19 protein-coding genes are annotated in these 20,840 nt (G+C 71.4%); 8 read left to right on the top strand and 11 right to left on the bottom strand.

Annotation, left to right across the window (positions count from 1 at the left end):
• Nucleotides 1-155: 155 nt before the first annotated feature.
• Entirely contained in the window at nucleotides 156-590 is a 435-nt protein-coding gene (locus tag ET445_RS15590) for an Rv3235 family protein (RefSeq protein WP_129192084.1), read from the bottom strand.
• Between the two features lie 174 nt (nucleotides 591-764).
• Between ET445_RS15590 and ET445_RS15585 the strand changes: the two genes are divergently transcribed.
• A complete protein-coding gene (locus ET445_RS15585) occupies nucleotides 765-1,388 on the top strand; it encodes a hypothetical protein (RefSeq protein ID WP_129192083.1) in 624 nt (207 codons plus the stop codon).
• Between the two features lie 29 nt (nucleotides 1,389-1,417).
• On the opposite strand, the gene ET445_RS15580 is transcribed toward ET445_RS15585, so the two are convergent.
• On the bottom strand, nucleotides 1,418-1,711 hold the full coding sequence (locus ET445_RS15580) for a helix-turn-helix domain-containing protein (protein WP_129192082.1): 294 nt from the start codon (nucleotides 1,709-1,711) through the stop codon (nucleotides 1,418-1,420).
• A gap of 132 nt (nucleotides 1,712-1,843) precedes the next feature.
• On the opposite strand from ET445_RS15580, the gene ET445_RS15575 reads away from it, so the two are divergent.
• The 3 genes from ET445_RS15575 to ET445_RS15565 all read left to right on the top strand — a co-directional run bounded on the left by ET445_RS15575 (nucleotide 1,844) and on the right by ET445_RS15565 (nucleotide 5,298).
• Entirely contained in the window at nucleotides 1,844-2,476 is a 633-nt protein-coding gene (locus ET445_RS15575) for a hypothetical protein (RefSeq protein ID WP_129192081.1), read from the top strand.
• Nucleotides 2,476-3,729 carry a CpaE/TadZ family protein gene (locus tag ET445_RS15570; protein ID WP_129192080.1) on the top strand — a complete coding sequence of 418 codons (1,254 nt, stop codon included), beginning with the start codon at nucleotides 2,476-2,478 and terminating at the stop codon, nucleotides 3,727-3,729. The genes ET445_RS15575 and ET445_RS15570 overlap by 1 nt, the downstream gene beginning before the upstream one ends.
• A gap of 66 nt (nucleotides 3,730-3,795) precedes the next feature.
• Complete coding sequence (locus ET445_RS15565) at nucleotides 3,796-5,298, top strand: sensor histidine kinase (protein WP_129192079.1); 1,503 nt, start codon at nucleotides 3,796-3,798, stop codon at nucleotides 5,296-5,298.
• Between the two features lie 76 nt (nucleotides 5,299-5,374).
• Here ET445_RS15565 and ET445_RS15560 read toward each other — a convergent pair whose 3' ends face one another.
• The gene (locus ET445_RS15560; RefSeq protein ID WP_055859573.1) at nucleotides 5,375-5,623 is read right to left on the bottom strand and encodes a WhiB family transcriptional regulator; all 249 of its coding nucleotides are present in this window, start codon (nucleotides 5,621-5,623) and stop codon (nucleotides 5,375-5,377) included.
• A gap of 210 nt (nucleotides 5,624-5,833) precedes the next feature.
• On the opposite strand from ET445_RS15560, the gene ET445_RS15555 reads away from it, so the two are divergent.
• Complete coding sequence (locus ET445_RS15555) at nucleotides 5,834-6,331, top strand: hypothetical protein (RefSeq protein WP_129192078.1); 498 nt, start codon at nucleotides 5,834-5,836, stop codon at nucleotides 6,329-6,331.
• A 73-nt stretch (nucleotides 6,332-6,404) separates the two neighbouring features.
• On the opposite strand, the gene bcp is transcribed toward ET445_RS15555, so the two are convergent.
• From bcp to aroA, 3 genes are all read right to left on the bottom strand, one after another.
• Nucleotides 6,405-6,878 (bottom strand): thioredoxin-dependent thiol peroxidase, encoded by a 474-nt coding sequence (gene bcp, locus ET445_RS15550; RefSeq protein ID WP_129192077.1) that lies wholly within the window; start codon nucleotides 6,876-6,878, stop codon nucleotides 6,405-6,407.
• 82 nt (nucleotides 6,879-6,960) lie between these two features.
• On the bottom strand, nucleotides 6,961-8,001 hold the full coding sequence (gene rsgA, locus ET445_RS15545; RefSeq protein ID WP_129192076.1) for a ribosome small subunit-dependent GTPase A: 1,041 nt from the start codon (nucleotides 7,999-8,001) through the stop codon (nucleotides 6,961-6,963).
• Nucleotides 7,998-9,368, bottom strand: a complete 1,371-nt coding sequence (aroA, locus tag ET445_RS15540; protein ID WP_129192075.1) for a 3-phosphoshikimate 1-carboxyvinyltransferase — start codon at nucleotides 9,366-9,368, stop codon at nucleotides 7,998-8,000. The genes rsgA and aroA overlap by 4 nt, the downstream gene beginning before the upstream one ends.
• Nucleotides 9,369-9,411: 43 nt before the next feature.
• Between aroA and ET445_RS15535 the strand changes: the two genes are divergently transcribed.
• Both ET445_RS15535 and rsrA read left to right on the top strand, forming a co-directional pair.
• Nucleotides 9,412-10,119, top strand: a complete 708-nt coding sequence (locus ET445_RS15535) for a sigma-70 family RNA polymerase sigma factor (RefSeq protein ID WP_129192074.1) — start codon at nucleotides 9,412-9,414, stop codon at nucleotides 10,117-10,119.
• On the top strand, nucleotides 10,116-10,373 hold the full coding sequence (rsrA, locus tag ET445_RS15530; RefSeq protein ID WP_129192073.1) for a mycothiol system anti-sigma-R factor: 258 nt from the start codon (nucleotides 10,116-10,118) through the stop codon (nucleotides 10,371-10,373). The genes ET445_RS15535 and rsrA overlap by 4 nt, the downstream gene beginning before the upstream one ends.
• A gap of 107 nt (nucleotides 10,374-10,480) precedes the next feature.
• On the opposite strand, the gene ET445_RS15525 is transcribed toward rsrA, so the two are convergent.
• Nucleotides 10,481-14,239 (bottom strand): multifunctional oxoglutarate decarboxylase/oxoglutarate dehydrogenase thiamine pyrophosphate-binding subunit/dihydrolipoyllysine-residue succinyltransferase subunit, encoded by a 3,759-nt coding sequence (locus tag ET445_RS15525; protein ID WP_129192072.1) that lies wholly within the window; start codon nucleotides 14,237-14,239, stop codon nucleotides 10,481-10,483.
• A gap of 139 nt (nucleotides 14,240-14,378) precedes the next feature.
• Here ET445_RS15525 and guaB1 point away from each other — a divergent pair, with 139 nt between their 5' ends.
• Nucleotides 14,379-15,818 (top strand): GMP reductase, encoded by a 1,440-nt coding sequence (guaB1, locus tag ET445_RS15520; protein ID WP_129192071.1) that lies wholly within the window; start codon nucleotides 14,379-14,381, stop codon nucleotides 15,816-15,818.
• 24 nt (nucleotides 15,819-15,842) lie between these two features.
• On the opposite strand, the gene ET445_RS17360 is transcribed toward guaB1, so the two are convergent.
• Genes ET445_RS17360 through ET445_RS15505 form a run of 4 tightly spaced genes read right to left on the bottom strand, consistent with a single transcriptional unit; the run spans nucleotide 15,843 to nucleotide 20,714 of the window.
• The gene (locus ET445_RS17360; protein ID WP_165314428.1) at nucleotides 15,843-16,547 is read right to left on the bottom strand and encodes an ABC transporter ATP-binding protein; all 705 of its coding nucleotides are present in this window, start codon (nucleotides 16,545-16,547) and stop codon (nucleotides 15,843-15,845) included.
• Nucleotides 16,544-19,504: a hypothetical protein gene (locus tag ET445_RS17355; RefSeq protein WP_165314427.1), complete on the bottom strand. Its 2,961-nt coding sequence runs from the start codon at nucleotides 19,502-19,504 to the stop codon at nucleotides 16,544-16,546. The genes ET445_RS17360 and ET445_RS17355 overlap by 4 nt, the downstream gene beginning before the upstream one ends.
• Nucleotides 19,501-20,187, bottom strand: a complete 687-nt coding sequence (locus tag ET445_RS15510; RefSeq protein WP_129192070.1) for a hypothetical protein — start codon at nucleotides 20,185-20,187, stop codon at nucleotides 19,501-19,503. The genes ET445_RS17355 and ET445_RS15510 overlap by 4 nt, the downstream gene beginning before the upstream one ends.
• Nucleotides 20,184-20,714 (bottom strand): RNA polymerase sigma factor, encoded by a 531-nt coding sequence (locus ET445_RS15505; RefSeq protein WP_129192069.1) that lies wholly within the window; start codon nucleotides 20,712-20,714, stop codon nucleotides 20,184-20,186. Before ET445_RS15505 ends, ET445_RS15510 begins: the two co-directional genes overlap by 4 nt.
• Nucleotides 20,715-20,840 lie beyond the last annotated feature (126 nt).

Raw genomic sequence — 20,840 nt, 5'->3', positions numbered from 1 at the left:
TGCCCGGGCACGCACGGCATGAGAAGGTCGGCGTTGTCGACGCGCCGTGCACCGGAGGACTGCCGTGCGCGCTCGACATGCCGGGCAACGCAGAGGATCGCTCGGCGGATGCCCGAGTCGCCTGCGGCCCGTGCCGCGTGCCGCAGGCGACCGGTCTAGAGGACGGTGATGACGCTCGCGCGCCAGCGCGAGTCGAGCCCCTCGAGTCGGATCGCGACCGCACGCGAACGGTGCCGCTGGTGCACGATCACGACGGCCTCGACGACGCCGTCGGTCGGCTCGCAGCGGTGGATGCGACCGACGGTGAAGGCGGGGCGCTTCGGCGTCGTGCCGCGGACCCGACGCGAACGCGCCGCCAGCACGACGCGCTTCTGCAGGCTGCGGTACACCTCGTCGGTCACCCAGCGGGCGATCTGGTCGAGCTCGCGTGCTCCCGACATCGCCTCGAGCACGCATCGCGTGAGGTTCGCGAGGAGCACCTCGGGGTCGGGGAGCTCGCGCGTTGCCGATCGCTGCCGGGAGAAGTACTCGTCCTCGTCGAGGAACGCGGTGGTGCGGGCGGTGCGCGCAAGCGTCGGCAGAGCGGTCATCTTCGGGCTCCTGTAGGGGGAGTGGTGTCGGGCGCGGTCACAGAGGACCCCCGAACAGGGGCCCCCCAGATGGCTTACTGGAAACGTAACCGGCCGTCCGGATAATTGTCAAGAACTCTTACGAATTGTGGACAACTGATTCGCCGCCGGCCGCAGAACCGCTAGCGTCGCTGCATGCGCTGGGATCGACTCTTCGACGACCTCGCGGTGCAGCTCGATCTCGAGCAGCAGGCCGAGGAGCGCGCTCTCGCGCTCGAAGAGGAGCGGCTCCGGCTCGCCAAACTCACGGTCGGAGATCGTCTGCGTGCGATCGCGTCCGCCGCGTCCGCGGGCGTCGATCCCGTGCTCCGGGTGAGGCTGCGAGGTGCGGGCATCGTCGACGTCCGACCCGCAGGGTTCGGCCGCGACTGGATGACGGCGGAGCTCGCGGGCGATGCCGACCTCGCCCGGCTCGCGGGCCGCGCGTCGACCCGGCATTGCATCGTGCCGTTCGCGGCGATCATCGCGCTCATGCCCGGCCGCGAGCAGCTCGCGGCGAGCCTCGAGCCGCAGCCCGAGTCATCCGCTGCTCTCGCCGATCGACTCACGCTGCCGTTCGTCCTGCGAGACCTCAGCCGTCGCCGCTCGCCCGTCACGATCACGACCGACGACGGCGAGCTGCACGGGACGCTCGACCGGGTCGCCCGCGACCACGTCGATCTCGCACTCCACGAACTCGGCGCTCCGCGCCGCGAGAGCGAACTGCAGGGCTATCGCATCGTGCCGCTCGACGCCGTGCGCCTGATCGTCTTCGAGTGATCCGGGCCGAGCGCGCGGCTCGGTGAGGGCTATTCGACCGGGCGGAGGCGGCGACGCGGGCCGGCGAGCGAGAGGTCGAGCATCGCGGCGAACTCGCCTTCGTTCCACGCGGATTCGCGTCGCGTCGCCTCGTAGCGGTCTTCGATCCACAGCTCGAGCTGGGCGCGCTCGACGCGCCACGGGCCGGCCTCGCCGACACGGATGGCCGGAAGTTCACCGGAACGGATGAGCCCGTCGACGGTCGCGACATCGACCGAGAGGAGTTCTGCGGCGTCGGCGACCGTGAGGAATCGGCCGACCTCGCGCGAACCGGGAATGGTCATGCATCGATTATCGACCGAGCCGGGCGTCCGCATCTCCAGTGTGGATAACTTCCCGGTCTTCTCTCGGGGAAAGACGACGATTGGACGGCGCACGAGAACGGCGTGCGAGACGTAACGACGGAAAGACGGCACATGGCACAGACACCCGACCGCGGCGGTCGAGGCGAACGACGCATCGATCCGAGACTCGTTCTCGGCATCCTCCTCATCGCGGCGTCCGCGGTCGGAGTGTGGGCGCTCGTGGCGGGCCTCGACGCCGACACCGAGGTCTATGCACTCCGCGAGACGGCGACGCCGGGCACCCGCATCGACGCCGACGACCTCGCCCTGCGCTCGGTCCGGCTCGGCGGGGCCGCCGACCGCTACCTCGCTCCCGGCGACCTCCCCGAAGGGGGCCTCGTCCTGACGCGCACGGTCGCGGGAGGCGAACTCGTCCCGTTGTCGGCGACGGCGGAGGAGGATGCTTCGGCGCTCGCCCGCGTGGTCGTCCCGGTCGCGGGAGCTCTGCCCGGGACCGTCGTCGCGGGCGCCACGGTCGACCTGTGGGCGGCCGAAGTGCTCGAGCGCGGCGAGGTCGCCCCGCCGGCCGTGCTCGTCGCGGGGGCCGAGGTCGCGGCGATCCGCACCGACGACGACTTCGTCACGGGCGGGGGCCTCGCCGTCGAACTCCTGGTGCCGCGCGAGCGGGTCGCCGCTGTGCTGCAATCGCTCGCGGCGGGCGATGTCGTCGACCTCGTCGAGGCCCGGATCGGGTCGGGGTCCTGATGCTCCGGATCGCGCTCGGACTCGACCCCGTCGCAGAAGACCGCCTGCTCGCGCCGCTCGTCGAGGCCGGGCACACGATCGTGTCGCGCTCGTCTGGCTGGCGCGGCGTGCTCGACCGGCTCGAGCACGATCGGCCCGACGTCGTCCTCGTGGGTGCGGGCGGCGCCACCCTCGCGTCGGAGCTGCTCGAAGCGTGCGATGCCCGAGGCATCCGGCTCGTCGCCCTCGCCGCCGACGATCGCGAGCGCGCGCTCGCGACCCGACTCGGTCTCCGCGAGATCGTCGACGCGGCGGCGCCCTGGGTCGAGATCGAGCGGATGCTCCATGGCGGCGTCCCTGCGCCCGTCGCATCGCCCGCCGCGCCATTCGGCGGGCCGCGCCCGGGCCCGGCGGTGACCGCCGTCTGGGGGCCCACCGGAGCGCCCGGCCGCACGCTCGTGTCGATCGCGCTCGCCTCCGAGCTCGCCGCCGCCGGGCACTCCGTCGTCCTCGTCGACGCCGACCCGTACGGGGGCTCGGTCGCGGCGTCGCTCGGGCTCCTCGACGAGGCGCCCGGCTTCGCCGCCGCGTGCCGGCTCGCGGGCGCCGACGCCCTCGACCGCGCCGAGTTCCAACGGGTCGCCCAGCGCTACTCGTCGCTCAAGGGGTCGTTCGAAGTCCTCTCGGGCCTCGTCGGGCCGAGCCGCTGGCCCGAGCTGTCGGAGGAGCGCGTGGCCGCGGCGCTCGGGGTGCTTCGCACGTTCGCCGAGTTCGTCGTCGTCGACACGGGTTTCAGCCTCGAACGCGACGAGGAGCTCACGAGCGACCAGTTCGCGCCCCGACGGAACGCGGCGACCTTCGCAGCGCTCGCAGCCGCCGATCGCGTGGTGGCGGTGGGCGTCGCGGATCCCGTCGGCATCTCGCGTCTCCTGCGCGGATACGGCGACCTGCTCGAGCACGTCGATCCCGACCGGGTCGACGTGCTCGTGAACCGCGTGCGAGCGAGCGCCATCGGGATCGATGCGCACGGCCAGATCCGCGAGACGATGCGGCGCTTCGCGGGCCGCGACGACGTCGTCCTGCTGCCCAGCGACGGACGGGCCGCCGATGCGGCGATCCTCGCTGCCCGGACGCTGCGCGACGCGGCGCCGCGATCGGCGCTGCGAGGAGCGCTCCGGGCCTACGCGCTCGACCGTCTGGCGCCCGCTCCCGGGGCGCCGGTCGCACGTCGCCAGCGGCTCGCGTTCGCGCCTCCGCAGCGCGCGGCGGGGTGAGCGAGGGGCGGCGGAGCGTTGATCCTCGCGCGCGGAGCGACGATGCTCCGGCACTACGCTGGGTCTGTGTCGACCCTCAGTGAACTCGTCCTCGCCCAAGGGCGATCCAGCCAAGCCGACGTCGACTGGCTGCACATGCTCGTGGGCGATCTCCAGCTCCTCGCCGACCTGGCGTCGGCCGACATCGTCCTGTGGGTCCCGTCGGGCGACGACGGCTTCGTCGCGGTCGCGAACTCGCGCCCGTCGAGTGCGGCGACGCTCTTCTACCGCGACTTCGTGGGCCAGGCGATCAAGCCGCAGTGGAAAGACCTGGTCTCCGAGGCGTTCCGCACCGCGAAGATCGTCGACTCGAGTTCTCCCGACTGGTACGAGGAGATGCCGACCCGTATGCGCGCCGTCCCCGTCATGCGGCGGCTCTCGCCGACCGGCACGAAGATCGCGCCCGAGCCGGTCGCCGTCATCACGCGGCACACGAACCTCAGCGCGACGCGCACCCCGAGCCGTCAAGAGCTCACGTTCAACGATTGCGCGGGCGAGCTCTTCCAGATGATCGCGTCGGGCGACTTCCCCGACCTCGGCGCCCCGACCGGGCCGCGGCGCGGCGCCCCGCGCGCCTCCGACGGCCTCATCCGCCTCGACGTCGACGGCATCGTCACGTTCGCAAGCCCCAACGCGCTCTCGGCGTTCAACCGCATGGGGTTCGACGACGAGCTCGAGGGCGAGTCGCTCGCCGAGGTCACCACCGAGCTTCTCACCGGGCGCATCGTCGTCGACGAGTCGCTGCCGCTCGTCGTCACGGGGCGTGCGCCGTGGCGCACCGACGTCGAGTCGCGCGGGGTCACGGTGTCGCTCCGAGCCATCCCGATCCGTCACCGGGGCGAGCGTATCGGCGCGATCGTGCTGAGCCGCGACGTCACGGAGCTCCGCCATCAAGAGCAAGAGCTCATCACGAAAGACGCGACGATCCGCGAGATCCACCACCGCGTGAAGAACAACCTGCAGACCGTGGCATCCCTGCTCCGCATCCAGGCGCGACGCACGCACTCCGACGAGGCGCGCGAGGCGCTCAGCCAGGCGATGCGGCGTGTGGGCGCGATCGCGGTCGTGCACGACACGCTGTCGGAGGGGCTGTCGCAGAACGTCGACTTCGACGAGGTCTTCGACCGCGCGCTGCTGCTCGTCGCCGAGGTCGCGGCGGCGCACAACACGACGGCGCATCCCAAGAAGTCGGGCGAGTTCGGCGTGCTGCCGAGCGCATACGCGACGCCGCTCGCGCTCGCCCTCACCGAACTCGTGACGAACGCCGTCGAGCACGGCCTTGCGGGTCAGGAGGGCGACGTCGAGGTCATCGCCGAGCGATCGCAGACGCTCCTCACGGTGCGCGTGCGCGACACGGGCTCGGGTTTGCCCGAGGGCAAGGTCGGCGAGGGGCTCGGCACGCAAATCGTGCGCACGCTCATCCAGGGCGAGCTCAGCGGCACGATCGACTGGCACACGATCCTCGGGAGCGGCACCGAAGTGACGATCGAGATCCCGCTGCGCTGGATCTCGAGCGCGGCGGCCGAGTAAGCGCGGCCGAGCCCGGAGGACATGAGAAGAGCGGATGCCTCGTGGCGAGGCATCCGCTCTGAAACTCGGTGCTGGATCAGCCGGCGCGACGCGCGCGAGCGGCGCGGCGCTTGAGGGCGCGGCGCTCGTCTTCGCTGAGACCGCCCCACACGCCCGAGTCCTGACCGGTCTCGAGGGCGTACTGGAGGCAGATCTCGGTCACGGTGCAGCGTGCGCAGACCGCCTTCGCCTTCTCGATCTGGTCGACTGCCGGCCCGGTGTTCCCGACGGGGAAGAAGAGTTCGGGGTCGGCCGTGAGGCAGGCGGCTTTGTCGCGCCAATCCATGGAGATGCTCCTTGAGTGGTGTTTTCGGGTCGCTGTCACGGCACACGCATGCGAATGCGACCGGAAGCCGGTCGTACAGCGGGGAGAGGCCGAATCTCGGGAAGTAGGATCAAGAACTGATCGGCTCACGTCCCTGTGAGCATCAACTCGGCCTTATAAATGGTCGCATAGGCGGGAAGGCGAATCAATAGCCGTGCATGGGATGATCCTGTGAATCCGAACGTCGATCTGGATTCGAACGCCGAAGGCCCCGACCACGACGCGGGCTCGGCTGCACCCGCATGGGGAGGCGCGCGCGCCGCACTCATCGCGGTGAACGTGCTGCTCTTCGCCGAAGCCGCGGCGATGGTCGCGATCGTCGTATGGCTCATCGTCGACCTCGTCGCGCTCGAGCCGTCGTCGTGGTCGACGGCGATCGCCCTCACGGTGCTCGCCACGATCGGCGCGTTGTGGATCGTCGCCGTTGCCTTCGCGTCCCTGCGGCGCGCGCCGCTGACGCGTTCGGCTGCGATCGTGTGGCAGGTGCTCCAGATCGCGGTCGCGGTCGGCGCGTTCCAGGGGCTGTTCGCACGGCCCGACGTCGGGTGGGCGCTCCTCGTGCCGGCGATCGCGGTGATCGGACTCCTCGTGTGGACGCCCGTGCGGCTCGCGTACACGCGCAGCGACGCTGAGGTCGGCACGGGCGATGAAGGGCCCAGGGCCGGCTGAGTCGACTGTCAGAAGAGAAGAGCGGATGCCCCGAGGCATCCGCTCTTCTGCGTTCCGTCCTGCTCGGGGTCGCTCAGTCGATCCCGAGGTCGCGGCGGAGCCGCGCGACGTGCCCCGTCGCCTTGACGTTGTAGAGCGCCTTCTCGATGCGGCCGTCGGCGCCGATGATGAACGTCGAACGGATCGAGCCGACGACGATCTTGCCGTAGAGCGACTTCTCGCCCCACACGCCGTAGCGCTGCTGCACCGCGAGGTCGGGGTCGGCGAGGAGTGTGAAGTTCAGGCGGTCGCGCTCGGCGAAGCGCTCGAGGCGTTCGACGTCGTCCTTCGAGACGCCGAGCACCTTGATGCCCGCGGAGGCGAACGAGTTGAAGTTGTCGCGGAAGTCGCACGCCTCGGTCGTGCAGCCCGGCGTCATCGCCTCGGGGTAGAAGTACAGGACGACGCGCTGCCCGCGGAGTTCGGAGAGGGTGACGGCGGTGCCGTGTTGATCGAGGAGGGTGAAGTCTGGAGCGAGGTCGCCGGGGGCGAGTCGTGCGTCGGTCATCCTTCAATGCTAAGCACGTCGAGCGAGGCGGATGTCACACGTGCAGGCACCTCGGAGGTGCGCCCGAGACATCCGCCCGTGCTCACGCGAAGGTCTGCAGCAGCCGCTGCAGCGAATCGAGGCGCGCGCGCCCGATCTCGCCGAGCTCGCCCGCCTCGACGGCCTCGTTGATCGCGCAGTCGGGCGCATCGGGCAGGTGCGTGCAGCCGCGCGGGCACTCCTCGGCGACCTGCGCGAGATCGGTGAAGGCGCCGAGGATGTTCGCGGGGTCGATGTGGCCGAGCCCGAACGAGCGCACGCCGGGGGTGTCGATGGCCCAGCCGTGGCGGCCCTCGTAGTCGATGCGCAGCGAGACCGTCGACGACGACGTGTGCCGCCCGCGACCCGTCACGGCGTTGACGACGCCCGTCGCGCGGTCGGCGCCCGGCACGAGGGCGTTCACGAGCGTCGACTTGCCGACGCCCGAGTGCCCGACGAACACCGTGCGCTTGCCCACGAGGGCATCGGCGATCGCGTCGAGCGGCATGTGGTCGCGCCCGCTCAGGAACACCGGGAAATCGAGCCCCGCGAAGTTCTCGAGGAACGGACCCGGGTCGGCGAGGTCGGTCTTCGTCACGCACAGGAGCGGCGCGATGCCCGCGTCGTACGCGGCGACGAGGTAGCGGTCGACGAGGCGGATACGCGGCTCGGGATTCGCGGCGGCAATGACGATGAGCATCTGATCGGCGTTCGCGACGATGATGCGCTCGACCTCGTCGGTGTCGTCGGCGCTGCGGCGAAGCAAGGTCTTGCGCTCGCCGACCCGCACGATGCGTCCGAGCGTGCCGGGCTCGCCCGACGTATCGCCCACGACGTCGACGGCGTCGCCCGTGACGACCGACTTGCGTCGCAACTCGCTCGCTCGCGCCGCCGTGATCTCGCGTTCGTCGGGACCGTCTTCGTCGATCAGGACGGCGTAGCGACCGCGGTCGACGCCGAGCACGCGACCGACGACGGCGTCGGCGTGCTCAGGGCGCTGCTTCGTGCGCGGCCTGCTGCCGCGGCGGTTGGGGCGGACGCGGACGTCGGCTTCGTCGAACTCCGGCTCGTCGTCGTCTTCGTCGTCGTCGCTCCACCAGCTCATGCCAGCAGCCGCCCCCACAGCTCGGGGAACTGCGGCAGCGTCTTCGACGTCGACGCGATGTCGTCGACGACGACGCCCGGCACCGCGAGCCCGATGATCGCCCCCGACGTCGCCATGCGGTGATCGGCATACGCCCTCCACGGCCCGCCGCGGAGCGGCGCGGGCTCGATGCGCAGGCCGTCGTCGAGTTCGGACACGTTGCCGCCGAGGCCGTTGATCTCGGCGACGAGCGCCGCGAGACGGTCGGTCTCGTGGTGGCGGATGTGCCCGATGCCGGTGAGGGTCGACGGTTCGTCGGCGAGGGCTGCCAGCGCGGCCAGGTTGGGTGCGAGCTCGCCGGCCTCGGAGAGGTCGAGATCGACGCCCCGGATGCCTCTGCCGCCGTCTGCCGAGCGCTCGGGCCCGAACACCGTGAGCCTGCCCGGAGCCCGATCGACGCGCGCGCCGAACTGCGGCAGGAGATCGGCGAGCTGCGCGCCGACCTGCGTGGTCTCGTCGGGCCAGTCGGTGATCGTCACCGAGCCGCCCGCGACGACCGCTGCGATGAGGAACGGCGCCGCATTCGACAGGTCGGGCTCGAGGGTCACGTCGATCGCGCCGATCGGGCCGGGCTCGACCACCCAGCGACCCGTCTCAGGAGAGGAGACCTTCACGCCGCGCGACGCGAGCGACGCGAGCGTCATCTCGATGTGCGGCAGGCTCGGCAGGCGCTCGCCCGTGTGCCGCAGGTCGAGCCCGTGCTCGAACCGCGGCGCCGACAGGAGCAGCGCCGACACGAACTGGCTCGACGCGGACGCGTCGATCTCGAGCGTGCCCCCCTCGACGCGGCCGAACCCGTGCACCGTGAACGGCAGCGCGCCGCGCCCGTCGTCGTCGAGGTCGACGCCGAGGCCGCGCAGACCCTCGATGACGCCCGACATGGGGCGCGTGCGTGCGTGCTCGTCGCCGTCGAACGTCGTCGGCCCGAGCGCGAGCGCCGCGACCGGCGGCAGGAAGCGCATGACCGTGCCCGCGAGACCGCAGTCGATCGTCGTCGACCCGGTGAGCTCGTCGGCAGGCGTCACGCGCAGGTCGGAGCCGAACTCGCCCGTGCCCGGAATCCGCTCGATGCGCGCGCCGAGCGACGTCAACCCCTCGATCATGAGCTCGCTGTCGCGCGAGAACAGGGGAGCGTGGAGCGTCGACGGGCCGTCGGCGAGGGCGGCGAGGACGAGCTCGCGATTCGTCAGCGATTTCGACCCCGGGATCGACACGACGGCCGACAGCTCACGGAGGGCGACGGGCGCGAGCCATCCCTCGTCGACGTCGGTCTGGCGGTTGTCGCCGTAGGGATCGAACTCCGGCTTGGAATACGGGGAAATCTGCATCGGTTATCAACAGTAGCGCCACGCGGACGATAGGAGACTCGGGATGTCGCAGACGGTACTGGAACGGACGACCCCGTTCCCGGCGACCGCAGACGTCGAGGTCCTAGGATGGCCGGTGATGACTCCCGACCAGACCGACGACACCGCGAAGGAGCCCGAGCGTCCGCTCGGCGAACTCTTCGAGGAGCAGGCGCTGCCCTTCCTCGACCAGCTCTACGCGGCCGCGCTGCGGATGACGAAGAATCCCGCGGACGCGCAAGACCTCGTGCAGGAGACCTTCGTCAAGGCGTACTCGGCGTTCGCCCAGTTCACGCAGGGCACGAACCTCAAGGCGTGGCTCTACCGCATCCTCACGAACACGTTCATCAACACGTACCGCAAGAAGCAGCGCGAGCCCTACCAGGGCACGATCGACGACCTCGAAGACTGGCAGCTGGGCGGCGCCGAGTCGACGACCGCGGCCTCGACCCGGTCGGCCGAAGCCGAGGCGATCGACCACCTGCCCGACAGCTCGGTGAAAGACGCCCTCCAGGCGCTTCCCGAAGACTTCCGGCTCGCCGTCTACCTCGCCGACGTCGAAGGGTTCTCCTACCAGGAGATCGCCGACATGATGCAGACCCCCATCGGGACCGTGATGAGCCGCCTGCACCGTGGCCGGCGCCTCCTCCGCGAATCCCTCGCCGACTACGCCCGCGAACAAGGGTTCGCGGTCGCCGCCAAAGCGGCACGACCCACCAGGAGCACGAAATGACCGATTGCGGCTGCGAGAAGGCGCGAGCCGAGCTCGAGGAGTACCTGCACAACGAGCTCCGCAAAGAAGACGCGGCGGACATCCGCGAGCACATCGACAACTGCGCGTCGTGCTCGGCAGAGCTGAAGATGGGCCTGACGATCACCGAGGTCGTGCAGCGCGCCTGCCGCGAGAGCGCACCCGACGAGGTTCGCACGCTCGTGCTCACGCGCATCCGCGAGATCCAGGCGCACGGCGCGGTCGTCGCAGAGTAACTCCGCCGTCGGTCGAGGAGCGCGGAGCGCGCATCGAGACCCGGCCCGACAACGCGAAGAGCGGATGTCCCTCGGGGACATCCGCTCTTCTGCGTCTCAGGCTGCGCTTACAGCTCGACCGCGCGGCGAATGAGGTCGGCCTGCTCGGTCGCGTGACGCTTGGCCGAACCCGTCGCGGGCGACGCCGCAGCGGCACGCGACACGACGCGCACCTCGCGCGGGCCGAGCTTGTTCGTCTCGATGATGAAGTACGGCCACACGCCCTGGTTCTCGGGCTCGTCCTGCGCCCAGACCAGCTCGGCGTTGGGGTACGAGTCGGCGACCGCCTTCAGCTCTTCGGCGGGCAGCGGATAGAGTTGCTCGACGCGGACGAGGGCGACCTCGGGGTTCGGGTTCTTGTCGAGCTCCGCGAGGAGGTCGTAGTAGAGCTTGCCCGACATGAACACGGCGCGCTTGACGGCGGCCTTGTCGGTGATGCGGGCGTCGTCGATGACCGGCTCGAACTTGCCGCTCGTGAAGTCCGCGACCTCGCTCGTGGCGCCGCGGAGCCGGAGCATCGCCTTCGGCGTGAAGACGACGAGCGGGCGGCGCGGACGCGCGTACGCCTGGCGGCGCAGCAGGTGGAAGTACGACGCGGGCGTCGACGGGCGGGCGACGGTCATGTTGTTCTCGGCGCACAGCTGGAGGTAGCGCTCGATGCGCGCGCTCGAGTGGTCGGGCCCCTGGCCCTCGTAGCCGTGGGGGAGGAGGAGCACGACGCTCGAGCGCTGGCCCCACTTCTGCTCGGCCGACGAGATGAACTCGTCGATGATCGTCTGCGCGCCGTTCGCGAAGTCGCCGAACTGCGCCTCCCACAAGACGAGCGCGTCGGCACGCTCGACCGAGTAGCCGTACTCGAAGCCCATGGCCGCGTACTCGCTGAGGAGCGAGTCGTAGATCCAGAACCGGGCCTGGTTCTCGCTGAGGTTCTGCAGCGGCAGCCACTCCTGGCCGTTCGCCCGGTCGTGGAGCACCGCGTGGCGCTGCACGAACGTGCCGCGACGGGCGTCTTGCCCGGCGAAGCGCACGGGCGTGCCCTCGACGAGGAGGGACCCCAGCGCGAGCAGCTCGCCGAAGCCCCAGTCGATGCTGCCGTTGCGGCTCATGTCGACACGCTTCGTGAGGAGCTGCTGGATCTTCGGGTGCACCGTGAAACCCGCCGGCTTGTTGCCGAACGCGTCGCCGATGGCGTGCACGACGTCGAGCGAGACGCCCGTCGTCTCGAGCTCGCCCGTGGCGGGCTCGGGCGCCTGCGTGCTCTCGGTCGCGCCGATGACCTCGATCGCACCCGTCTGCACGGCGTGCGTCTCGGCGAATGCGCGCTCGAGGCGGTCTTGGAAGTCGCGGTGCGCTTCTTCGTACTCGGCCTCGGTGATGTCGCCGCGGCCGACGAGGGCCTCGGTGTAGAGCTTGCGGACGCTGCGCTTGGCCTCGATGAGGTTGTACATGAGCGGCTGCGTCATCGACGGGTCGTCGCCCTCGTTGTGGCCGCGGCGGCGGTACGAGACGAGGTCGACGACGACGTCGCGGTGGAACTCCTGGCGGTAGCGGAACGCGAGGTCGGCCACGCGCACGACGGCCTCGGGGTCGTCGCCGTTGACGTGGAAGATCGGCGCCTGCACCGTCTTCGCGACGTCGGTCGCGTAGATCGACGAGCGGGCGTCGCCCGGGACCGTCGTGAAGCCGACCTGGTTGTTGACGACGAGGTGGATCGTGCCGCCCGTGCGGTAGCCGCGCAGCTGCGACATCTGCATCGTCTCGACGACGACGCCCTGGCCGGCCATCGCCGCGTCGCCGTGGATGAGGATCGGCAGGACCGTGAACGAGCCGATGGGCTTTCTGTCTTGCTTGGCGCGCACGATGCCTTCGAGCACGCCGTCGACGGCCTCGAGGTGCGACGGGTTCGCCGCGAGCTCGACGCCGATCTGCGTGCCGTCGTCGGCGGTGAACGTGCCGCTCGTGCCGAGGTGGTACTTGACGTCGCCCGAGCCGTGGCCCTGGACGGCGCCCTCGAACTCGCGGAACACCTGGCCGTAGGTCTTGCCGGCGATGTTCGTGAGGACGTTGAGGCGGCCGCGGTGGGCCATGCCGATGGCGACCTCGTCGAGGCCCGACTTCGCGGCGCCCTGGAGCACCTCGTCGAGGAGGGCGATCATCGACTCGCTGCCCTCGAGGCTGAAGCGCTTCTGGCCGACGAACTTCGTCTGCAGGAAGGTCTCGAACGCCTCGGCCTCGTTGAGCTTGCCGAGGATGCGCATCTGCTCGTCGTGGGTCGGCTTCTCGTAGGGGCGCTCGACCTGCTGCTGGATCCACGTGCGCTGCACGGGGTCTTGGATGTGCATGTACTCGATGCCGATCGTGCGGCAGTACGAGTCGCGGAGGACGCCGAGGATGTCGCGGAGGAGCGCCGTGCGCTTCTCGCCGAAGCCGCCCGTGACGAACTCGCGGTCGAGGTCCCAGAAGGTGAGGCCGTGGTTCTCGATGTCGAGGTCGGGGTGCGAACGCTGCACGTACTCGAGCGGGTCGATGTCGGCCATCATGTGGCCGCGCACGCGGAACGAGTTGATGAGCTCTTGCACGCGCGCCGTCTTGTCGATCGCGCTCGCGATGTCGACCGAGATGTCGGGCGCCCAGTGGATGGGCTCGTAGGGGAGGCGGAGGGCCGCGAACAGGTCTTGGTAGAAGTTCCGCTGGCCGATGAGCAGCTCGTGGACCTTCTTCAGGAACTCGCCCGACCCGGCGCCCTGGATGACGCGGTGGTCGTAGGTCGAGGTGAGTGTGATCGTCTTGCCGATCGCGAGGTTCGCGAGCGTCTTCTCGCTCGCGCCCTGGAACTCGGCCGGGTACTCGAGGGCGCCGGCGCCGATGATGCAGCCCTGCCCCTTCATGAGACGCGGGACCGAGTGCACGGTGCCGATGCCGCCCGGGTTCGTGAGGGAGATCGTCGCGCCCGAGAAGTCGTCGGCCGTGAGCTTGTTGGCGCGCGCCCGTGAGACGAGGTCTTCGTAGGCGGCGAGGTACTCGTTGAACGTCATCGTCTCGGCGCGCTTGATCGCGGGGACGAGCAGGGCCCGAGTGCCGTCGGGCTTGGGGATGTCGATCGCGATGCCGAGGCCGATGTGGGCGGGCTTCACGAGCGAGGGCTTGCCGTCGACCTCGGAGTAGAAGACGTTCTGGCTCGGGAACTCTTTCAGGGCCTGGATGAGCGCCCACCCGATGAGGTGCGTGAACGACACCTTGCCGCCGCGCGTGCGGCGAAGGTGGTTGTTGATCACGATGCGGTTGTCGATCATGAGCTTCGCGGGCACGGTGCGCACGCTCGTCGCGGTCGGCACGGTGAGCGAGGCGTCCATGTTCGCCGCGAGGGTCTTCGGCATGCCGCGGAGCGGCACGACCTCGTCGGCGGCCGCGTCGGCCGGGATGACGGGCTGCGGGCTCGTCTTGGGCACGTCGGCGGGCACGGGCGCGGTGCGCGGGGCGACCGACGTCGTGCGGGCCTCGGGGGTCTGCCCGATGATGGGCGACGGCGCGGTCGCGGGGGCCGGCGCGGCGGGCGCCGGCGCAGCGGGAGCGGCGGGCGCGGATGCCTCGGCGGCAGGCGCTGTGGGCGCGGGGGCGGATGCCTCGGGGGCGGCCGGTGCGGCGGGTGCGACGGGCTCGCCCGCGGCTGCGCGGCGGTACTGCTCGAGAACGGGCCACCAGGACCGGTCGACCGATTCGGGGTCGGCGAGGTACCTCTCGTACATCTCGTCGACGAGCCACTCGTTGGCCCCGAACTCAGCCTGGGTGTTCTCGTCGGTTCCCGACCCGGTCAATTGGCTCGACACAGCCTCTCGCCCACTCTCTCCATTGATGCTGATGGCTTCGCAGGCGCCCGCGCCGTACCAGCGGCGTCGGGTTTCGCCCACACAAGCCTAAACCCCGGGAGGGGCCCCGATGCACGCTTGCGGCGGTAGCGTATGGCCCATGGAGTTCTACGGGACCGCTCCCAGTCATGATCTGACGTATTCCGACGTGTTCCTGGTGCCGTCGAGGTCGGGGATCCGCTCCCGTCTCGACGTGTCGCTCGCGACGGGCGACGGCTCGGGGGCGACGATCCCGGTCGTCGCGGCCAACATGAACTCCGTCACGGGCCCGCGTCTCGCGGCGACGCTCGCCCGCCGCGGCGGCATCGCGGTGCTTCCGCAGGACGCCCCGTTGCAAGAGCTCGACGCGGCGATCCGCGACGTCAAGTCGCAGTCGCCGCAGTTCGACACCCCGTACGTGCAGTCGCCCGACGCCACGGTCGCCGACGCGCTCGTCGACCTCCCGCCGTTCGCGGGGCACGGCGTCGTGCTCGAAGACGAGGGCGGCGCATTCGTCGGCACGATCCTCGCCGAGCGGCTCGCGACGGCGCTGCCCGACGCTCGCCTCGGCGACCTCGTGCACGGCGGACACCCGTCGCTCGACGCCGACGACGTCGATTCGCCCCGGCGCGCGTTCGACCTCATGGTCGACGCCGACCTCGAGTTCGCGCCCGTGCTCCGCCACGGCCGCGTCGTCGGCACCCTGAGCCGGCGGAGCGCCCTCCGCGGCACGGTCTACGAGCCCAACGTCGACCGCGACGGGCGCCTGCGCGTCGCCGCCGCGATCGGCGTCAACGGCGACGTCGAGGCCAAGGCGCGCGCGCTCGCGGCCGCGGGCGTCGACGTCCTCGTCGTCGACACCGCGCACGGGCATCAAGAGGGCATGATCCGCGCCGTTCGGATCGTGCGCGACCTCGATCTCGGCCTCCCGATCGTCGCGGGCAACATCGTGACGTCCGACGGCGTGGCCGACCTCGTGGATGCGGGAGCAGACATCCTGAAGGTCGGAGTCGGGCCCGGCGCCATGTGCACGACCCGCATGATGACGGCCGTGGGCCGACCGCAGTTCTCGGCCGTCCTCGAGACCGCCGAAGCCGCACGCAAGCTCGGCGCCCACGTGTGGGCCGACGGCGGCGTGCGGTACCCGCGCGACGTCGCGCTCGCGCTCGCCGCGGGCGCCGCATCCGTCATGATCGGATCGTGGTTCGCGGGCACGATCGAGGCGCCCGGGGTGCTCCGCACCGACGCATCCGGGAAGCTCTACAAGGAGAGCTGGGGCATGGCGTCGACGAAGGCCGTGCGCGAGCGCTTCGGACGGCTGTCCCCGTACGAGCTCGCGAGGCGCGAGCTGTTCGCCGAGGGCATCTCGTCGTCGGCGATCTACCTCGACCCGCTGCGCCCCTCGATCGAAGACCTGCTCGACATGATCACGTCGGGCGTGCGCTCCTCGTTCACCTACGCGGGTGCGTCGACCCTCGCCGAGTTCCACGAGCGCGCGCTCGTCGGGCTGCAGTCGGCCGCGGGCTACGAAGAGGGCAAGGCGCTGCCGGTCAGCTGGTGAGCGCCGCGACCCGCGCGCGCCGTCTCACGCGAGCGTCGTGCGCGAGTCGGCTGCGGCGATGAGGTGCTCGTCGTGCGACGCGACGAGCACTGCGATGCCGTCGTCGGCGAGGTCGTGCAAGAGCGCGATGAGCTGATCGGCCGTCGCACGGTCGAGGCTCGCGGTCGGCTCGTCGGCCATGATGACGGCGGGGCCGAGCAGCAGCGCACGCGCGAACGCGACGCGCTGACGCTCGCCGCCCGAGAGCCGGTCGGGGTAGTGCGTCGCGCGCGACCCGACGCCGAGCCGGTGCAGGATGTCTCGTGCGGGCCGTGCGAACTCGCGCGTGCGCCGATCGGGCACGGCCGGCAGCAGCACGTTCTCGAGCGCCGTGAGCCCCGGCACGAGGCTGCCGCGCTGGTCGAGGTACCCGACGTGGGTGCGGCGGCGGGTCGTCACGACGTCGTCGGAGAGGCCCGTGATCTCCAGGCCCTCCCAGCGCACCGATCCCGACGCGGGCGGCACGAGCCCGGCCGCGACGCGCAGGATCGACGTCTTGCCCGAGCCGCTGCGGCCCGCGAGGCAGTGGATCTTGCCGCGCTCGAGCGTCAGGTCGTAGTCCGAGACGATGCGCAGCGGCTCGTCGCCCGGTCGCTCGTACTGGATCGTGACGCCGGCCAGTTCGATCGCGGCGCCGCCGAGGGCGATGTCGGGCGAGGCATCCGTCTCGGAAGCGGTGTCGACGGTCACGGGCGACCCTTTCTGCGGGAGGAGAAGGCGATGAGCGAGGTGAGGATCGCGGCGACGGCCGCGGCGATCGTGAGGGCGAGCGGGTTCGCGAGCCCCAGCGCCTCCGCGCCGAACCAGGTCGCGGCGGCCGCGACGGCTGTCGCGGGTGCGGCGATCACGACCCCTTCGACGCGCTGGGAGCGGGCGAGCTGGCCGCTCGTCCAGCCCGCGGCACGCAGGGTCGCCCACTGGTCGGCGCGGTTCGCGAGGTCGATGCGGCGCGTGAGGAAGGCCAGCAGGATGCCGGCGCCGAGGCCCGCTGCGCCGAGCGCCGCCTGCGGGGCGACCAACCGGCCCACCGTGAGCAGGGCGAGCCCCGATCGGCCGGCCTCGGCCTGCCCGGTGAGCACGACCGAGACGAGAGCGGCGCCGGTGATGCCGACGATGACGATCGCGAGCACGTGCACGACCGTCGAGAGCGGGTGCGCGGGGACCTGCCGGGCGCCGAAGGCGGCGACCGTGCGGGCGCCGAGCTTGCGAGAGGCCGCGAGCCGCGGCATCCGACCCGGCCGGACGTGCGCTGCGGCGACGACCGAGCCGACCGCGAAGACCAGCACGGCGCCCGCGGCCGAGAGCCCGGCGAGAGCCGCGATGCCCGTGCCGCCCGAGATGGACCATGCGGCCGCGGCGACGAGGGCGACAATCACGAGTCCGGGAATCTCTTCGAACCAGAACCAACGGGCGATGCGCGAGCGCGTGAACCCGAGTTCGCGCATGACCGCGGCCTGGGAACGACGAGCGGGTACCCCGGCGACCTGCACAGCGCCGAGGAGCAGCACGGCGGCCGCGAGTCCGATGCCGAAGATCGCGAACGTCGCCGCCGAGACCGAGAGTTCCACGCGCGCGGCGGCCCCGAGCTCCGACCACCGCTGGGTCACGGTGCCGAGGTCGCCGACGGTCTGTGCGCCCGCGGGGTCGGACGTGCCGAAGGCGTAGCCGTCGACCCGCACGTCGGCGTCGGTCGGCGACGAGCCCGCGACGATGGATGCGTCGAACCCGAGCTCCTCGATCGCCTGGGCGACCTCGATGACCCGCTGCTGCGCTTCGGGCGTGTACCCGTCGATCCCGCCGACCCGCACGCGGATCGCGGAGATCGGCTTCTCGGCGCCCCAGATGCCGGCCGAGTCGAACGACGCGAGCGCGACCGTGCGCGGCGAGACGAGTCCGAGGCCTGAAAGGCTCGACCCGAGCGTCTTGCCCGCGTTCGGGCCGTCGGCGAGGGTCGACCCGACGGGCGCGTAGGCGCCGAGCGGCACGAAGTTCGCGGCGTCGGCGTCGATGCCGAGGGCCGCGGGGTCGAATGAGCCGACGGGCACGGCCATGATCGAGCGGGTGTCGCCGCTCGCGTCGTCGCGCCGCCAGAGGTCGGTGAGACCCGTGTAGGCCGACTCGGTGCCGACCTGCTCGGGGTTCGCGGCGAGCAACTGCCCCGACGGGGCATCCCACGCGAGCGAGTCGATCGAGCGCTCGGGCGAGACGAACCCGCGTTCGTCGAGGGTGAGGGCCGTACCGCCGCCGAACGCAGCCGACGTCGGCGTCAGAAGCCGGCTGATCTCGAGCGACGTCCAGTTCGGAACGGCTTCAGTGATATCGAGGTCGGCCCCCGGCCAGGCGAGGCCGGGTGCGCGGGCCGCGAAGGGGTTGAGCAGGTCGGAGACGTCGGCCACCGCGCTGCCGGCGGGCGTGCCCACGGCCTCGACGGGCACCGCGTAGGCGCTGCCGCCGAGTCCCGTTCCCCACGCCGCCTGGGGAAGGAGCGGCGCGTCGCCGAGCGCCGACACGTCGATCTTGACCGAGAGGTGCGCGGCGGCGCCCGTCGTCGCGAGGAGCGGGATCATGCGGTTGGAGGACGTCGCGCTCTCGCCGGCGTTCTCGCTCTCGTTCGCGGCGGCCCAGGCGTCGTAGTCGTCGCCGTTCGCCGCGTAGAGCGCGCGCAGATCGGCGAGCTGCTCGTCGGTCCAGCGCGGCGCCGCGGCGGCGGCGCGCGCCATGGCGGCCGCGGCGGCGATGCGGCTCGCGAACGCGTCGGACGACGGCTGGGCGTCAGCCCACGCGTCGACGTCGGCGGTCTCGAGGTCGGCGCTCGGGTGCACGGCGATGAGCGGCTCGAGGAAGGCGCCGGCGTCGCCGAGCAGCGCCCGTTCGGCGACCGGGTCGACGAGGGTGATGCGCGTCATCGCCTGCGGGGCGCTCGGGAGCGTGAAGTACAGCGGTTTGTCGAGGTCGCCCATGATGCCGCTGACGCCGCCTCCGGTGAACACGGTCGCGTCGGATCGGAACATCACGCACGTCTGCGTCGCAAGGCTCGGGTAGAGCGCGGGGTCGGCGAGGTAGTCGCCGTTTCGTCCGGGGTACGACGTTGCGCCCGGCGTGCAGTTGCCGTCGGTCACGTCGCGAGGGGCGTCGTCGATGACGACCGTCATGTCGTCTTGCGCGACGGCGCGATCACCGAGCCCGTCGTCCGTCATGTAGGTCGCCGTGATCCGGAACGCCTTCGGCACGTCGGAGGCGCCCGCGACGAAGCCGCGCGGCATCGCCACGGTGGGCGCGCTGTAGCGCAGGCCCGGTACGACGACCTCGCCGACGGGAGCCGCGACCTCCACCCCGTCGACGCCGCGCACGTCGGCGAGGTCGGCGAGCGAGAGCCCGTCGGATGCCCCGGCGAGCGTGTTCGGCGGAAGCATCCCGTCGATCGCGCCGACCCCGCCGTCGGCCGTCACCACGATGTCGTAGAGGCCGCGCCAGTTCTGTTCGAGGGTCGCCTGGAGCGCGGTCGCCGCGGCGGACTGCACGCCCGACGCCGCGAGCGCCGTCACGGCGAGGAGGCCCAGCGCGCCGACTCGCAGCGGCTGGCGCCACAGGCGCGTGACGGGGCCGGGGAGGCCGCGGCGGGTTCGCTCACCTGCGTTGCCGCTCACGACGCGGCCCGTTCGCACGCGCGCGCCCGCTCGGCGACGGTGAGATCGTCGGGGCCGTCGGGCACGGCGAGGACGACGGAAGTCGCGCCCGCGTCGCACGCGATCATGGGTGGCATCGTTCCTCCGTTCGAGCGTCGACCGAACGACGCATCCGTCACCTCCACGACCGGCGCGGCACTCGCGGCCGCTTCCCCCTCGGCCTCCATCTCGGCTTCGGGCAGCGCGGCCGCGACGAAGCCCTCCGCGATCTGGATGAGCCGCGCGGGCGTCGCCGCGACGAGCGCCGCCTCGTCGGCTTCGAGCGCCGACCACGCTGAGGCGCACACGCGAGCGTCGTCGGCCGCAGGCGCTCCTTCGGCCGTCAGGTAGCGCAGCGTGAAGTAGGCGTCGCCGCCGGCATCCGTCCCCTCGACGCATCGCAGTTCGTGCACCGCCGAGAGCGCCGCCGAGGCGGGATCCGCCTCGGGCACGGCCGACAGGGCGACCGCCGCGGCGAGCGATCCGCTCGTGACCGCGAAGACCGACAGCGCGGCGACGCCGACGCGCGCGCCGATGCGGCGGCGGCGAGAGAGCTCGTCGATGCGCTCTTCGAGCTGCTCGCCGATCACCGCGAGCGTCGCGTCGAGGTAGACGCCCTCGCGGGGCCGTTCGGGCTCGCCCGGCCGCCGCATCCGCTCGCTCACGACTCGCCCCTCACCGCGAGGCGCAGTGCTGCGCGGGCGCGCTCGACGCGCTTCGCGACCGCCGACACCGACAGCCCGAGGTGGTCGGCCGCCTCCGCGTACGAATAGCCCTCGACGAGGCAGAGGTGCACGATCCGCTGGTCCATGCCGCCGAGCCGCTCGACCGCCTGGCGCACCCAGCTCAGCTCTTCGATGCGCTCCTGCCTCGTGCGGTCGCCGGGCAGCAGCGACTCGTCGAGCACGAGCGCGTCGCGACGGGCGCGAAGCGCGTTGCGCGAGAGATTGCGGCAGGTCACGAGCATCCAGGGCAGCACCGAGGCATCCACCAACCGGATGTCGCGCAGGCGACGCCACGCGACGACGAAGACCTCCTGGGTGACATCCTCGGCCTCGCGGTCGTCGCGCGTCATGCCCCACGCGTAGAGGTAGATCGCCTTGCCGTGCCGGGCGTACAGCGCGCTGAAGGCGCCGCGGTCGCCGCGCTGCGCGAGCCGGATGAGCTCGGCGTCGGAGAGGCTGTCGTACATGGATCCTCGGGTGATCGTGCGGCGCCGCCTTCGGGCGCCTCTACCTCTGAGATGTCCGCAGCGACGCGATCATGACATCACACCTCGCGCGACTTCGAGAATCGGTGACGGTCGCAGCGACGCAGA

This window comes from Agromyces protaetiae (assembly GCF_004135405.1).
Lineage (GTDB): Bacteria > Actinomycetota > Actinomycetes > Actinomycetales > Microbacteriaceae > Agromyces > Agromyces protaetiae.
Note: the sequence above shows the minus strand (reverse complement) of the source record. Positions and strands in the feature narration are given on the sequence as shown.

Coding starts and splice junctions, on each gene's coding strand:
- ET445_RS15575 (WP_129192081.1), top strand. CDS start 1,844: ATGGCACAGACACCCGACCGCGGCGGTCGAGGCGAACGACGCATCGAT.
- ET445_RS15580 (WP_129192082.1), bottom strand. CDS start 1,711: ATGACCATTCCCGGTTCGCGCGAGGTCGGCCGATTCCTCACGGTCGCC.
- rsgA (WP_129192076.1), bottom strand. CDS start 8,001: ATGAGCTGGTGGAGCGACGACGACGAAGACGACGACGAGCCGGAGTTC.
- bcp (WP_129192077.1), bottom strand. CDS start 6,878: ATGACCGACGCACGACTCGCCCCCGGCGACCTCGCTCCAGACTTCACC.
- ET445_RS15560 (WP_055859573.1), bottom strand. CDS start 5,623: ATGGATTGGCGCGACAAAGCCGCCTGCCTCACGGCCGACCCCGAACTC.
- ET445_RS15535 (WP_129192074.1), top strand. CDS start 9,412: ATGTCGCAGACGGTACTGGAACGGACGACCCCGTTCCCGGCGACCGCA.
- ET445_RS15590 (WP_129192084.1), bottom strand. CDS start 590: ATGACCGCTCTGCCGACGCTTGCGCGCACCGCCCGCACCACCGCGTTC.
- ET445_RS15570 (WP_129192080.1), top strand. CDS start 2,476: ATGCTCCGGATCGCGCTCGGACTCGACCCCGTCGCAGAAGACCGCCTG.
- aroA (WP_129192075.1), bottom strand. CDS start 9,368: ATGCAGATTTCCCCGTATTCCAAGCCGGAGTTCGATCCCTACGGCGAC.
- rsrA (WP_129192073.1), top strand. CDS start 10,116: ATGACCGATTGCGGCTGCGAGAAGGCGCGAGCCGAGCTCGAGGAGTAC.
- ET445_RS15585 (WP_129192083.1), top strand. CDS start 765: ATGCGCTGGGATCGACTCTTCGACGACCTCGCGGTGCAGCTCGATCTC.
- guaB1 (WP_129192071.1), top strand. CDS start 14,379: ATGGAGTTCTACGGGACCGCTCCCAGTCATGATCTGACGTATTCCGAC.
- ET445_RS15505 (WP_129192069.1), bottom strand. CDS start 20,714: ATGTACGACAGCCTCTCCGACGCCGAGCTCATCCGGCTCGCGCAGCGC.